Origin of the sequence: Pseudomonas sp. NPDC078700, from assembly GCF_044542375.1 — a bacterium.
In the GTDB taxonomy this organism is placed as follows: domain Bacteria; phylum Pseudomonadota; class Gammaproteobacteria; order Pseudomonadales; family Pseudomonadaceae; genus Aquipseudomonas.
Map to the genome: position 1 here is coordinate 180,543 of NZ_JBITUI010000006.1, position 13,431 is coordinate 193,973.

The 13,431-nt window shown below is 52.9% G+C and carries 14 protein-coding genes and 4 tRNA genes; 10 read left to right on the plus strand and 8 right to left on the minus strand.

Annotated features, from left to right (window positions below; genetic code table 11):
- Positions 1–19 precede the first annotated feature (19 nt).
- From ACIGCM_RS19635 to ACIGCM_RS19660, 6 genes are all read right to left on the minus strand, one after another.
- The gene (locus ACIGCM_RS19635; protein ID WP_397503727.1) at positions 20–1,003 is read right to left on the minus strand and encodes a glycosyl transferase family protein; all 984 of its coding nucleotides are present in this window, start codon (positions 1,001–1,003) and stop codon (positions 20–22) included.
- Complete coding sequence (locus ACIGCM_RS19640) at positions 1,000–1,335, minus strand: TusE/DsrC/DsvC family sulfur relay protein (protein WP_397503728.1); 336 nt, start codon at positions 1,333–1,335, stop codon at positions 1,000–1,002. Before ACIGCM_RS19640 ends, ACIGCM_RS19635 begins: the two co-directional genes overlap by 4 nt.
- Complete coding sequence (tusB, locus tag ACIGCM_RS19645) at positions 1,332–1,631, minus strand: sulfurtransferase complex subunit TusB (protein ID WP_397503729.1); 300 nt, start codon at positions 1,629–1,631, stop codon at positions 1,332–1,334. The genes ACIGCM_RS19640 and tusB overlap by 4 nt, the downstream gene beginning before the upstream one ends.
- Positions 1,631–1,987 carry a sulfurtransferase complex subunit TusC gene (gene tusC / locus ACIGCM_RS19650; protein WP_397503730.1) on the minus strand — a complete coding sequence of 119 codons (357 nt, stop codon included), beginning with the start codon at positions 1,985–1,987 and terminating at the stop codon, positions 1,631–1,633. The genes tusB and tusC overlap by 1 nt, the downstream gene beginning before the upstream one ends.
- A gap of 1 nt (position 1,988) precedes the next feature.
- On the minus strand, positions 1,989–2,381 hold the full coding sequence (gene tusD, locus ACIGCM_RS19655; RefSeq protein WP_397503731.1) for a sulfurtransferase complex subunit TusD: 393 nt from the start codon (positions 2,379–2,381) through the stop codon (positions 1,989–1,991).
- Positions 2,382–2,492: 111 nt separating this feature from the next.
- Entirely contained in the window at positions 2,493–3,161 is a 669-nt protein-coding gene (locus ACIGCM_RS19660) for a Bax inhibitor-1/YccA family protein (protein ID WP_397503732.1), read from the minus strand.
- A 191-nt stretch (positions 3,162–3,352) separates the two neighbouring features.
- Here ACIGCM_RS19660 and ACIGCM_RS19665 point away from each other — a divergent pair.
- From ACIGCM_RS19665 to ACIGCM_RS19695, 7 genes are all read left to right on the plus strand, one after another.
- Positions 3,353–3,440: transfer RNA gene (locus ACIGCM_RS19665), tRNA-Ser, on the plus strand.
- Between the two features lie 151 nt (positions 3,441–3,591).
- Positions 3,592–4,236, plus strand: coding sequence for a UvrY/SirA/GacA family response regulator transcription factor (gene uvrY, locus ACIGCM_RS19670; RefSeq protein WP_397503733.1), 645 nt, complete (start codon positions 3,592–3,594; stop codon positions 4,234–4,236).
- Positions 4,223–6,061 carry an excinuclease ABC subunit UvrC gene (gene uvrC, locus ACIGCM_RS19675; RefSeq protein WP_397503734.1) on the plus strand — a complete coding sequence of 613 codons (1,839 nt, stop codon included), beginning with the start codon at positions 4,223–4,225 and terminating at the stop codon, positions 6,059–6,061. Before uvrY ends, uvrC begins: the two co-directional genes overlap by 14 nt.
- Before the next feature lie 30 nt (positions 6,062–6,091).
- On the plus strand, positions 6,092–6,652 hold the full coding sequence (gene pgsA, locus ACIGCM_RS19680) for a CDP-diacylglycerol--glycerol-3-phosphate 3-phosphatidyltransferase (RefSeq protein WP_397503735.1): 561 nt from the start codon (positions 6,092–6,094) through the stop codon (positions 6,650–6,652).
- Positions 6,653–6,719: 67 nt separating this feature from the next.
- Positions 6,720–6,795: transfer RNA gene (locus ACIGCM_RS19685), tRNA-Gly, on the plus strand.
- 44 nt (positions 6,796–6,839) lie between these two features.
- A tRNA-Cys gene (locus ACIGCM_RS19690) sits at positions 6,840–6,913 on the plus strand.
- Between the two features lie 112 nt (positions 6,914–7,025).
- Positions 7,026–7,112 (plus strand) — tRNA-Leu (locus ACIGCM_RS19695).
- 70 nt (positions 7,113–7,182) lie between these two features.
- Here the strand turns inward: ACIGCM_RS19695 and mapR are convergent.
- Both mapR and ccoG read right to left on the minus strand, forming a co-directional pair.
- Positions 7,183–8,592, minus strand: coding sequence for a GntR family transcriptional regulator MpaR (mapR, locus tag ACIGCM_RS19700; protein ID WP_397503736.1), 1,410 nt, complete (start codon positions 8,590–8,592; stop codon positions 7,183–7,185).
- A 224-nt stretch (positions 8,593–8,816) separates the two neighbouring features.
- Positions 8,817–10,232 carry a cytochrome c oxidase accessory protein CcoG gene (gene ccoG, locus ACIGCM_RS19705; protein WP_397503737.1) on the minus strand — a complete coding sequence of 472 codons (1,416 nt, stop codon included), beginning with the start codon at positions 10,230–10,232 and terminating at the stop codon, positions 8,817–8,819.
- A 317-nt stretch (positions 10,233–10,549) separates the two neighbouring features.
- On the opposite strand from ccoG, the gene ACIGCM_RS19710 reads away from it, so the two are divergent.
- From ACIGCM_RS19710 to ACIGCM_RS19720, 3 genes are all read left to right on the plus strand, one after another.
- Positions 10,550–10,915 (plus strand): CidA/LrgA family protein, encoded by a 366-nt coding sequence (locus tag ACIGCM_RS19710; protein WP_397503738.1) that lies wholly within the window; start codon positions 10,550–10,552, stop codon positions 10,913–10,915.
- Positions 10,912–11,646, plus strand: a complete 735-nt coding sequence (locus ACIGCM_RS19715) for an LrgB family protein (RefSeq protein WP_397503739.1) — start codon at positions 10,912–10,914, stop codon at positions 11,644–11,646. Before ACIGCM_RS19710 ends, ACIGCM_RS19715 begins: the two co-directional genes overlap by 4 nt.
- Before the next feature lie 401 nt (positions 11,647–12,047).
- Positions 12,048–13,409 carry a UDP-glucose dehydrogenase family protein gene (locus tag ACIGCM_RS19720; protein ID WP_397503740.1) on the plus strand — a complete coding sequence of 454 codons (1,362 nt, stop codon included), beginning with the start codon at positions 12,048–12,050 and terminating at the stop codon, positions 13,407–13,409.
- Positions 13,410–13,431 lie beyond the last annotated feature (22 nt).

The following is a 13,431-nucleotide window of genomic DNA, read 5'->3' on the forward strand; positions in this document are numbered from 1 at the left end:
ATCCTGAGTTAATTATCGGTTAGTTCGATTTGATTCGTGTTGACCAGTAAGTGTTTGCGCGCTCGAAGGCTTGCTCGCGTGTGGCACCAAGCCCGCGCAAGGCCAGTGCCATTGTGCTGATAACGGCCATTTGCGCATAGCTGTCACTGACCTCGCCACGCCAAAAGCTCAGCAGGTGATCGGGTTCTAAGCTTTCTGGCTTTACGTGGCGCTGAGCGGAGAGAGCAGGCCAGTCTTCGTCCCAGTTTTCAGCGTTTTCCGTGCCGTAGAGATGGCTTGTCGCATCTGGGTTGATTTCAATTTCACCGCCTTCACCCTTGATCACAATGGCGCAGTCGCCCAGTAGCTGGCTCGCTTCACGATGCACGGCTTGGTAGCCTGGGTGAAAAATGCTTTGCAGACCACAACGGGCACGCAAAGGATTGATGATCCGCGTCAGTGAGTGGATTGGTGAGCGCAGCCCGAGTGTATTGCGCAGGTCGATCATTTTCTGCAGTTGTGGTGCCCAGTCGCCCAGCGAGATAAAGCCCAACGAATGCTGCGCAAGTGCCTGGTCGACGTCCTGCCAGGAGTGGCATAGCGGGATCTCAAGTTGGCTCAGCAACTGTTCGCTGTATAGGCGGCCAGCGGTATGGGCTCCGCCACCGTGCATCACAATGCGCACACCGTTGGCTGCCAGTGCTTTAGCCGCTAGCAAGAACCATGGAAGATGACGTTTTTTCCCCGCATAACTGGGCCAGTCGATATCTACAGCTATTGGCGGTGCAGCTAAACGCTCACGGACGGCCTCGGCAAAGCCTGCCATTTCTTCGGCGCTTTCTTCTTTGTGCCTGAGCAGCATCAAAAAAGCACCGAGCTGGGTGTCCTCTACTTTGCCATCAAGCAACATGCCCATGGCTTCATAGGCTTCGCCGCGAGTCAGGTTGCGGGCACCGCGTTTGCCTTTGCCAAGAATGCGCACGAATTGAGCAAAAGGGTGTTCTGCAGGGGTTTGAAGATTCATAAACAATTGGTCGGCTTAGGCAGGCCCGCCAGCTTGGCGGCAAGTTTGGCTGGGGTGCCATTGAATAATCGGTTGAGATGCAGGCTATTGCCGACTTCAGGGCCGAGCTTGAGCGCTACATATTTGATCAGCGGGCGATTGGCGGGTGACAGTTGAAACTCTTCATAGAACTGGCGCAGCAGTTGAAGTATCTGCCTGTGCTCGTCACTCAGGATGATCCCCTCGCTTTGCGCTAACGCGGTTGCAACCGGGTCAGACCAATCGCTTAGCTCACACAGGAAGCCATCTTTATCCAAGGCAATGCGGTGGCCTTCTACAATCAGGTCACTCATAACCAACTGTTGACCTTGGCGAACTGCATGCTCAGGCGAACAAATTCGGGGTAGCCAATGACTTTTGCGCGGGCAGGGGTATCGATCGAGCGCGCCTCGACATCCTCTTCGAGGGCATAGAGTTGGATCGTGTCAGGAATCAGCTCAAGTGCTTGCAATTGCTCGGTATCGGCTTGTAGGGCATACACAGCATCACCGCAGAGCAGCAGGCCGTCGGCATCACCGAGTAGGCGCAAACAGCTGCTGAGGCTTGCATCAGTGAACGGGGAGTCTGAGAGTACGTGTAAGGTCGGCATCAGATGGTCACCACGTTGTCGTAGCGCTCTATAAGTGCGCGAAGCTCTGTGTCATTCAGGACTTCGGCTGGCAGGCTGATTGAATCTTGTGGCAGTCCACGTTCCTGCAGGCTGCGCGCCGAAACATAGAGTGACTCTACGCCAAATAGTGGCAGGGCCTGCAGGTTAGCGCTTAAATCTTTCTGTTGCAGCGCTTTAGATTGTTGTTGCGGTTTTAGCTGAAGTGCACCGTCATCCAGAAACAGCATAGCAATGGGTAAATCGAATGCACCGCCAGCCAAGGCAATATCCAAAACCTCGCGTGCGCCTGGCCCGGACCAAGGTGCCTGGCGGTTGATGATCAATAGCGACTTCAACTCAGGCGCCTCCAAAACAAATTAAACGGTCCGCCACTTGAGCCGCCTCATGTAACTGGCCGAGCCCGGACAGCTGCCAAGGCGCTTGAATACTTGCCGCTGAACGTGAGTAGCGCTGAGCTTCCTCATCATTCAAGGCACCGCGGCGCAGTGCTGCAGCAATACACACCACGCCATCGAGTTGTTGCTGCTCAACGAAGTCGCGCCATTCGCGGGCCACATCAACTTCATCCTGGCCACTGATCACAGCGCTTGAAGCGCTATAAACGCCGTCTTGGTAAAAAAACAGCCGAACAATCTCGTGCCCATCGGCAAGTACGGCCTGGGCAAAGCGCAGGGCGCGTCGCGAGGAGGGCTGATGCGGTGCTGAAAACAAGGCAATGGCGAATTTCATGGCGGGCCAGTCAGTTAATGCTAGCTGAATGATAAAGCCTGACGCGTCAATATGCTCGCCATAACAATGAAAAAGCCCGCACGAGGCGGGCTTATTGCTAAGGCAAACGAATCAGTCGTCGCCGCCCATGATGCCGAAGATCTGCAACAAGCTGATAAACAGGTTGTAGATCGATACATACAGGCTGATGGTAGCCATGATGTAGTTGCGCTCACCACCATGAATAATGGCGCTGGTCTGGAACAGAATGCAGACCGATGAGAACAGTACAAAACCAGCGCTGATCGCCAGTTGCAGGCCACTAATCTGGAAGAAGAAGCCTGCGATCATCGCGCCGATCAAGACAAAGAAGCCGGCAGTGATAAAACCGCTGAGGAAGCTCATGTCTTTACGGGTAGTCAATACATAGGCTGACAGGCCGAAAAACACCAGCGCAGTCATGGCAAATGCAGAACTGACAACTTCAGCGCCGTTGGCCATGCCCATATAACGGTTGAGGATCGGGCCAAGGGTGTAACCCATAAAGCCCGTCAGCGCCAAGGTGGATACCAGGCCCCAAGGCGAGTTACGCAGTTTTGCGGTTAAGAAGAACAAGCCATAGAAGCCGACCAGTACAACGATAAAGTTGGGGTAGGCGACGTTAGCGCGCTGTGCGAGGAATGCAACCAGGCCGCTGAAAGCCAGAGTAATGGCCAGCAACCCGTAGGTATTGCGCAATACGCGGCTGACTTCTTGCTGTTCGACCAGCGAGGGGTCGATTGCGTAATTTTGTTGTTGCATGGCGTCACTCCTGTAAAAAACGGTTGTTCCGTAAGCGATACTGACAGCGATATTAGCACTGTGTTGAAAAAAAACGCTTCATAGAGTTTGACAGCGTGTTTCGTTCGGGTAAGATTGCCGCCGCAGTCAGGGAGAAGTGCATTAACTTGAGTTAATGTGTTGATCTTAAACAGAACTGCGTATGCAATACTGGAAGCGTGGCCGAGTGGTTTAAGGCAACGGTCTTGAAAACCGTCGATGGGAAACTGTCCTAGAGTTCGAATCTCTACGCTTCCGCCATCTTTTTGTGAGATGGCAAACGCCAAAGCGGCGTTTGCCATCTGACAGCGATTCACCCCGCTAGCGATAGCGCACACGCTTTATAGGCAAGGCTGCCGCAGACAATCAAAAGGACCGCTGTATCACGCGGCATGTATAGCGAGGTGTTCCATTGATTCGAGTGCTAGTGGTTGATGATCATGACTTGGTTCGGACTGGAATCACCAGAATGCTGGCTGATATCGACGGCCTTGCTGTAGTTGGTCAAGCCGAAAGCGGCGAAGAATCACTGGTTAAAACCCGCGAACTCAAGCCTGACGTCATTCTAATGGACGTCAAGATGCCCGGTATTGGTGGTCTCGAAGCTACCCGCAAGCTTATTCGCAGCAATCCTGAGGTTAAGGTGGTTGCCGTCACCGTCTGTGAAGAAGACCCATTTCCAACGCGTTTACTGCAAGCAGGAGCTTCTGGCTACCTGACTAAAGGGGCAGCGCTAGATGAAATGGTTCAGGCGATTCGCATGGTGTTTGCGGGGCAGCGTTATATCAGCCCGCAGATTGCCCAGCAGCTTGCGTTGAAATCGTTTCAGCCGCAGAGCAGCAACTCGCCTTTTGATTTGCTCTCCGAGCGTGAAATTCAAATCGCCTTGATGATCGCCGGCTGCCAAAAAGTGCAAAGCATCTCCGATAAGCTTTGCCTGTCACCGAAGACGGTGAATACCTACCGCTATCGCATATTCGAAAAGCTCGCCATAACCAGTGACGTTGAGCTGGCATTGCTGGCGGTTCGTCACGGCATGGTCGATGCATCCCAGTAACGATCCAAAAGCGTTTGATTCCAGCGCTTTTCTCGCCACCTGCAGTGGACGTCCCGGGGTTTACCGGATGTCCGATGTTGAAGGTAAATTGCTTTATGTGGGTAAAGCGAAAAACCTGAAAAATCGCTTATCGAGTTATTTTCGCAAAACCGGCTTAGCGCCTAAGACTGCGGCGCTGGTTGCTAAAATTGCCCAAGTCGAAACCACCATTACCGCCAATGAAACTGAAGCTTTGCTGCTTGAGCAAACGCTAATCAAGGAATGGCGACCGCCCTACAATATTCTGCTGCGCGACGATAAGTCCTATCCCTATGTGTTTCTGTCGGATGGTCAGTTTCCGCGCTTGAGCATTCATCGTGGGGCGAAAAAGGCCAGGGGCCGATACTTTGGTCCTTATCCCAGCGCTGGAGCGATTCGTGAAAGCCTGGGCCTGCTGCAAAAAACCTTTCTGGTTCGCCAGTGTGAGGACAGCTACTTCAAGAACCGCACAAGGCCTTGCTTGCAGTATCAAATCAAGCGCTGCAAAGGTCCTTGTGTCGGCTTGGTTGAGCCTGAGGAGTACGCTGAGGATGTTCGTCACTCGGTGATGTTTCTCGAGGGGCGCAGCAATGCTCTGAGCGATGAGCTGTCATCGGCGATGCAAAAGGCTTCAAGCGAGCTGAACTTTGAGCGAGCCGCTGAGATTCGCGATCAAATATCGTTGCTACGCCGCGTACAAGACCAGCAAAGCATGGAAGGCGGCAGCGGCGATGTTGATGTGGTCGCCAGTATTGTTACGCCAGGCGGGGCCTGTGTGCACCTGATTACGGTGCGTGGTGGCCGCGTGCTTGGCAGCAAGAACTTCTTCCCGCAAGTCGCGATTGAAGAAGATGCAAGTGCAGTGATGCTGGCGTTTCTTTCACAGTATTACTTGAGCAGTCATGAGCGCGACCTGCCAACTGAGTTGATTGTTAACGTTCAGAATGAAGATTACCCGACCCTAATTGCGGCGATTGATGAATCACGGGGACGTGAGCTTGCAATCAGCTACCGGGTGCGTGCAACCCGTGCGCGCTGGCAGCAGTTGGCAGTGACAAACGCCGAGCAAGCGCTCAGCGCCCGCCTAGCCAATCGCCAGCATGTGGCGGCGCGCTTTGAGGCCTTGGCTGAAGCGCTCAAGCTTGATGAGATTCCGCAACGCCTTGAATGCTTTGATATCAGTCACTCAAGCGGCGAGGCTACCGTGGCTTCGTGCGTGGTTTTTGGCCCCGAAGGGCCGCTAAAATCCGATTATCGCCGCTACAATATCGAAGGCATCACCGGTGGCGATGACTACGCTGCTATGCATCAGGCATTGACTCGGCGCTTCAGTAAAATCAAAGACGGCGAGGGCAAGCTGCCTGACATTTTGCTGGTTGATGGCGGGAAAGGGCAGTTGGCAATGGCCCGTGAAGTCCTTGAAGAACTGGCAGTGCCCGAGCTGATCCTGCTTGGAGTGGCTAAAGGCACAACCCGTAAACCTGGGCTTGAGACGTTGTACCTCAATGATGCCGAACATGACTTCACATTGCCGGGTAACTCCCCGGCATTGCATCTTATTCAGCAAATTCGTGATGAATCTCACCGTTTTGCCATTACCGGCCACCGTGCGCGTCGCGGCAAAACTCGGCGTACCTCAACATTGGAGGGGGTTGCCGGAGTAGGGCCGAAGCGCCGGCGCGAGCTATTGAATCATTTTGGTGGCCTGCAAGAGTTGTCACGTGCGAGTATCGAAGAAATTGCTAAATCACCCGGCATTAGCAAAAAGCTTGCAGAGCTCATTTATGCGGCATTGCACAGCGAGTAGAATGCTGGCTCACCCTGAACAGTTGTGCTGATGAATATCCCCAATCTGCTTACGGTACTTCGCGTACTGCTGATTCCCGTTTTTGTTTTGATGTTTTATCTTCCATTTTCATGGAGTTATTGGGCTGCAAGCTTAGTTTTCACTGTGGCTGCTGTGACAGATTGGCTGGATGGCTATCTGGCGCGCCTGTGGTCACAGAGCACGCCATTCGGTGCTTTTCTTGATCCGGTAGCCGACAAGCTGATCGTTGCGGTGGCGTTGGTGCTGCTGGTGGCTGAGCACCATAACCTGTGGCTGACCCTTTCTGCTGCGGTGATTATTTGCCGTGAAATTGTGGTTTCTGCTCTGCGTGAGTGGATGGCTGAGATCGGCGCAAGGGCTCATGTGGCCGTGTCGAGCTTGGGCAAGTGGAAAACCGCTGCGCAAATGGTTGCGTTGGTGATATTGCTGGCCAATCCTCCGCTGATGACGACTTGGGTAGCCTTTGGCTATGCCTTGTTAATCGTCTCGGCCATTCTTACTTTGTGGTCGATGGTGCACTACTTAATGGCTGCATGGCCGCATCTCAGCCCCTCTGCTGAAAAGAAATAAACTTTTTTGAATCAAGGGGTTGACGTCGGGCACGGAACATATAGAATGGCGCCCGTCAACACGACAAGCGGGAATAGCTCAGTTGGTAGAGCACGACCTTGCCAAGGTCGGGGTCGCGAGTTCGAGTCTCGTTTCCCGCTCCAGTTTTTCAACGGGCCGTTTTTTATAGCGGCCCGTTTAGTTTCAAGGCTGAGTAGCAGAGTGGTTATGCACCGGATTGCAAATCCGTGAACGCCGGTTCGATTCCGACCTCAGCCTCCAAATAGAAAGCCTCGTAGATCAACGATTTACGAGGCTTTTTTATTGTGAACTAGGGACTTGCGAGGCCAGCCTCGGCTGTATATAGTCCTCAACCACGAAACAAGCCAACACCGCCCCGATGGTGAAATTGGTAAACACAGCAGACTTAAAATCTGCCGACCGAAAGGTCTTGCCGGTTCGATTCCGGCTCGGGGCACCATATTCGATACAAGCAAGCCCCGTAGAGCTACCTGCTCACGGGGCTTTTTTGTACCGGCTGAAATCTGTGGTTAAAACGAGGCGATTATTCGGCCGAGCGTGGCCATGGCTTCTTCGCTTTTTACAGTCCAAGGGTGGCCGCAGTTTAAGCGCGCGCAATTGCCGAATTGACGTGATGCAGAGAATATCGGACCCGGTGCCAGGCTAATGCCTTGGGCGAGGGCCAGCTTGAATAAGCGCAAGGCGTCCACCTGCTTGGGGAATTCAAACCACAGAAAATACCCGCCAGCAGGGCGACTTACCCGTGTTTCAGCCGGAAAGTGCCGGGCAGCTGAGGCGAGCATGGCATCTTGTTGGGTTTCCAGGCTGTGCCTGAGCTTGCGCAGGTGTCGATCATAACCTCCGTGCTGAAGGTAGTCGGCAAGCGCCGCCTGAGCCGGCACAGACGGCGATATGGTGGTCATCAAACGCTGCCTGCTGACTTGCAGGGCATTGCGTCCAGCGGCAACCCAGCCAATTCGGTAGCCAGGCGCAAGGCATTTAGAAAATGATCCGCAATGCATCACTAAGCCTTCATCATCGAAGCTTTTTACCGGTCGCGGTGGCCGAGCGCTGAAATTAAGCTCGGCATAAACATCATCTTCAATCATGGGTAATTGATAGCGTTTAAGCAGCGCGTAAAGTGCACCTTTCTTCGCATCGCTCATGCTTGCGCCCACAGGGTTCTGCAGGCTGCTCATAAACCAACAGGCCTTGATAGGTAGAGTCGACAAACTCTCTGCCAGGCAATCGAGATCAATGCCTTCACGCGGATGAACCGGGATCTCTACAGCTTTAAGCTTCAGGCGTTCGAGTACTTGTAATGTGGCATAGAACGCCGGGGCTTCGATCGCGACCAAATCCCCAGGCTGAGTAATACATTGCAGGCATACATTCAGCGCTTCCATGGCACCATTGGTGATCACCAGTTCCTCAACCGGTAGTAACACGCCGCTGTTCATATAACGCAACGCAATTTGCCTGCGAAGGCTGGGGTTGCCCTCAGTCATGTCAGCGATGACAGCGCTGGGTTCCATCATCCGTAGAGATTGCGCCATGGAGCGTGCCAGTCGCTCTAGCGGGAATAGATCAGGCGAGGGAAATGCCGAACCAAAGGGCACAGTAGTTGGGTCTTTAAGTGAGCCAAGTACTGAAAAGACTAGATCGCTGACATCAACCTCGGTGGTATTGGCGCGTTGGCGGTTGGCCTCAGGCTCAGGCAGCGGTTGTTGAGCATGCTCACGGACAAAGTAACCCGAGCGGGCACGTGCTTGGATCAGCCCGCGGTCTTCAAGCAGATAATAAGCTTGAAAGACGGTTGAGGGGCTGACGCCGAAGGTCCGACTGGCGTGACGCACAGAGGGTACGCGTTCACCTGGCATGAGCACTGCGCTGCGAATCAGCTCAGCAATTTCGTCTGCAACTTGTTCGTAGCGTTTCATTGTGTCCTGGCTACCAGAGCGTTAGGGAACCTCTGAAAAACTACTGCGCTAGATATTACTGCGTTAAAAAACGGCTCAAAATGCTCATTTAGGTCAACTAAAGTCGAGCGCGACCCCGGTCGCTTTTTCGCAGTTTTTTGCCTTGTCCTATCTTCGCTCGCTACCTTTTTCAGAGGTTCCTTAGGCAACATATTTTAGGGTCAGCGCATTGCGCATGCGATAACTCAGCGTGCGGCCGGTGAAATAAAGGTACTGCTGGCACTGACCTGCTGCGTGTCGACATCCAGATTGCTCACAACAAACTCCAGCTGTTCGGCACTTTTAACAGCGTTAGGATTGAGTAACACAACGCTGACTGGCAGGTCGACGATCTCCCCAGCGGCTAGATTGATTTGCCGTGTGCCCTGCAAGGCAAACGCCGGATCTTGCGTAATGCCTATGGAATACCGTTGTGGGTGCTGAGTTTTGTTGATGATTTTTAAGCTGTAAATATTTTCGATCTGCCCCTCGCTGTTTTCACGAAACATTGCCCGGTCCTTGGTTACATCCAGTGAGATCAGAGGGCGCATCTGCAATGCCCATATGAAGCTGGCAATCATCACCATCAACACCGCAGCGTAGGCTAAAAGGCGAGGGCGAAACAGTTGCGTTTTTGCTCCGTTCAGTGCTCGCTCAGAGGTGTAGCGCACCAATCCACGGGCATAACCCATCTTGTCCATGACCGTGTCACAGGCATCGATACAGGCGCCACAGCTCAGGCAGTTGAGTTGCAGGCCATCACGAATGTCGATGCCGGTAGGGCAAACTTGCACGCAGATTGTACAGTCGATGCAATCACCCAGGCCTTGTGCCTTGTAGTCGCTGTCTTTACGCCGTGGCCCGCGGTTATCACCACGGCCACTGTCATAGGAAACCACGAGGGTGTTGTCATCGAACATGACGCTTTGAAAGCGCGAATAAGGGCACATATCCAAGCAGACTTTTTCCCGTAGCCAGCCGGCATTTATGTAGGTGGCCGTGGTAAAGAACAGCAACCAGAATGCGGTTGAGCCATCAACGTTCAACTGCACGGTGTCGATAATCAATTGACGGATGGGGGTGAAGTAGCCGACGAAGGCCAGTGCAGTGGCAAGTCCAACGGCCAGCCACAAAGCGTGCTTAGCGCTACGGCGAAGCAATTTACCTAAGGACCATGGCGCAGCATCCAGTTTCAGCCGCTGATTGCGCTCACCTTCAGTGAGTTTCTCAATGCGCATGAAGATCCAGGTGAACACGCTTTGTGGGCAGGTATAACCGCACCAAACGCGTCCAGCCAATACGGTAATGAAGAACAACCCGAACGCTGCAATGATCAGAATGGCCGACAGAAGAACAAAATCCTGGGGCCAAAATGTGGCACCAAAAATATAGAACTTACGCCCGGCTAGGTCCCACAGCACCGCTTGGCGATCGCCCCAGTTGAGCCACGCGGTGCCGAAATAAAGCAAGCACAACAGCCCCGCCCCATAGAGGCGTAGATTGCGGTAAATCCCGGTGAAACTTCGGGTATGGATAACGCCACCGGCTTGTGCAGGGGTGATGCGTATCGGTGTTGTTGCGTCGATTGTGTCGATTATTGTGACGGGGATGCGGTCAGTCATGGCTAGCGCCTCACAGGCTATGGTTCAGGCGAGCGCTATGATCATGATAATTCTGTACTTAGAACAGACTCAGTTTTTTAAATAAAATACGGATCAGATGATTCTAAGATGAGCTTATTATCATTGCTTATCAGGGTTTTAGCCGGGTTTCTTTGATCTAAAGCAATTATTGGTACAGAACTCAGTGAGCGGCATAAAACTGATCTGTAGTTTTTGCTGGCTTCTGAGTCTGGCTAGCTGCGCCAAGGTGCGCCATAGTGGGCGTTTGGCTGCTGGGCTGAGGGTGTACAACGCCCATGAATAATAAGGAGCGTGCTGTGTTATTGAGAGGTCTTACCTGGCTGGTGTTGTTTCAGATAGTTGGCGTGGCGATCAACTATGCGTTATTGCCTGCGTTGCCGGGAGCGATTATCGGTTTGCTGCTGTTGTTGGTATTTCTGCTTATCCGCGGTCGAGTCGATGAGCCTCTCAATACGGCCGCCAATACATTGCTGCAATATTTGCCCCTGCTCCTGGTCGTGCCCGCAACCGGTATTATCGTCAGCAGCCATGAGTTGCTCGACAACCTGATGCCAATTGCCGGTGCTCTGGTGCTATCACTGCTTGTCACCGTTCCACTGTGCGGCTGGTTAATGCAAACCTTGGCGCGCAGAGTCGAGCGCCGTGCGGATGATCAAGCATGACGAGTGCATCAGTATCCAGCACCTGGTTGGTGGTTCAACAACATCCACTGTTTTCAATCGGCCTGACGCTGATTGCTTTTCAGTTGGCATTGGCGCTGTACAAACGCAGTGGCTGGCTGGTGCTTCAGCCGGTATTAGTGTCCATGTTGATTATAGTGTCGACCCTGTTGCTCCTGGGCGTTGACTACAACACATACCGACAAGGCGCAGCCCCCATTGCGCTGTTACTGGGGCCAGCCACTGTTGCCCTTGCAGTACCGCTGTATCGTAATCTCAAGCGAATTCAGCTGTTGTTCTGGCCAATTGTCCTGACCATCACTTTTGGCGGCGTGTTTACTTTGTTGCTCACACTGACCATTGCCCATCTGCTCGGTGCGGATTTACACATATTGCTGACCTTGGCGACCAAATCGGTGACCATGCCGATTGCCATGCTGGCAGCTGATCAGATTGGTGGTATTGCTGCGTTATCCGCAGTGTTTGTCATGATCACCGGCGTGATCGGCACTGCCATTGGCCCGACAATGCTGCGTTGGGCGGGGGTTGATCATCCTGCTGCACGGGGTATGAGCTACGGCATGAATGCACACGCGATCGGCACAGCAAGAGCGCTGGAAGAGGGTGAGGAGTGTGGCGCGTTTGCCGCTTTGTCGATGAGCTTGCTCGGCGCACTGACCGCCGTTTTTTTGCCGCTTTGCGCAGGTCTGTTGGTCTGGCTTTATAGCAATTGATCGACAGGGGGTTAGGCGAGGGTATAGATGTCTGCAGATTCATTAGTTAGCAAAAGGCCCGCCGAAGCGGGCCTTTTGCTGATGGGGCTGATCCTTCAGCTGTTTTGATCATACGACTTATCTGTGAAGATTTCGTGAAAAATTTGGCAAAAAACGTAATAAAAATTGAACTTTTTGCCATTACTACGCCATTAGCCTAAAAAACCATCAAACAGTAGTCGTTTTTGCCTTTATAGCTGGCCATATCGACCTCTTAAGCCAAGGCAAAAGCGCAAATAAGTCCTGCGTTATTGAATTCTAATTTGGTCGGGTATCGCCCTGTCATTAGTTGGACATCATTCGGTCATGGGGTTGCCATTCAAATTCGCTGAAATCGTCGTGACTCTTTATGGAGAAAGACGATGCGAATTTGTGTAATCGGCGCGGGGTATGTCGGCTTGGTTTCAGCGGCCTGTTTTGCTGAAATGGGCAATCACGTCGTCTGCATAGAGCAGGACAGCCGGCGCTTTGATCAACTGAGTCACGGCCAGGTGCCCATCTATGAACCCGGCCTTGAGCAGATGATTGGCTCTCATCTGAGCAGTGGTCAGCTGAGATTTACGCAAAACTTCGCAGAAGGTATCAGCGGAGCCGACGTGATATTTATAGCGGTGGGTACACCGAGCGGTGAAGACGGTTCGGCTGATTTGACCCACGTATTGAATGTTGCAGACGAGCTTGGCAGGCATATTCAAGCGCGCTGCCTGGTGGTTGATAAATCCACCGTACCTGTGGGGACAGCTGAGCGTGTTGCACAGCGCATCAATCGCCAACTGTTGGCGCGTCAGAAAAAATTTCAGGTAAACGTTGCCAGTAACCCAGAGTTTCTTAAAGAGGGCTCAGCGCTGGATGATTTTATGCGGCCAGACCGAGTGATCATCGGCTGTGATGATGCTCAAGACACCCAAATCCTGCGCCGTTTGTACGCGCCGTTTATTCGCAATCATGAGCGGTTGTTATGCATGGGCGTGCGTGCGGCTGAGTTCAGCAAATATGCGGCAAATGCCTTTCTGGCGACCAAAATTTCATTCATCAATGAAATGGCTGGGCTTTGCGCCCGTTTAGGTGTCGATATTGAAGAAGTGCGCCGCGGTATTGGCAGTGACAAGCGCATTGGTACTCACTTCATATATGCGGGCTGCGGGTATGGCGGCTCGTGCTTCCCGAAGGATGTTCGTGCCTTGATTCGAACCGCTGAGCAAGAGGGCATCGAGCCCGGTATTTTACGTGCTGTGGAAGCCCGTAATGCGCTACAAAAAACGTTGTTGTTTCAAGCATTGCGTGATCATTTCAACGGCTACATGCAGGGGAGGGTTGTGGCGATATGGGGGCTGGCTTTCAAGCCTGGCACCGATGATCTGCGTGAGGCACCGAGTTTGGTTCTCATCGATGCATTGTTGGCGGCAGGGGCTGTTGTCCAAGCCTGCGACCCCGTTGCAACATCGGCAGTGGCAATGCGCTATCCAATGGAACTGCAACGGGGGCAGCTAAGTCTAAGTGATTCACCCTATACAGCAGCTCAAGGTGCAGACGCGCTCGTACTGGTGACTGAATGGAAGCAATTCCGGCAACCAGATTTCCTTCGAATACGCGGCATCATGCGCATGCCGGTATTGTTCGATGGGCGAAATATCTACGATGCCAAGCAACTTGCAGAGCTGGGTTTTTTATATCGAGGCATCGGCAGGCCGCAGCAAGGCAGTTGTATGGTTAGTGCGGCCTGATAGACTAAGGTGCTTTCAACTT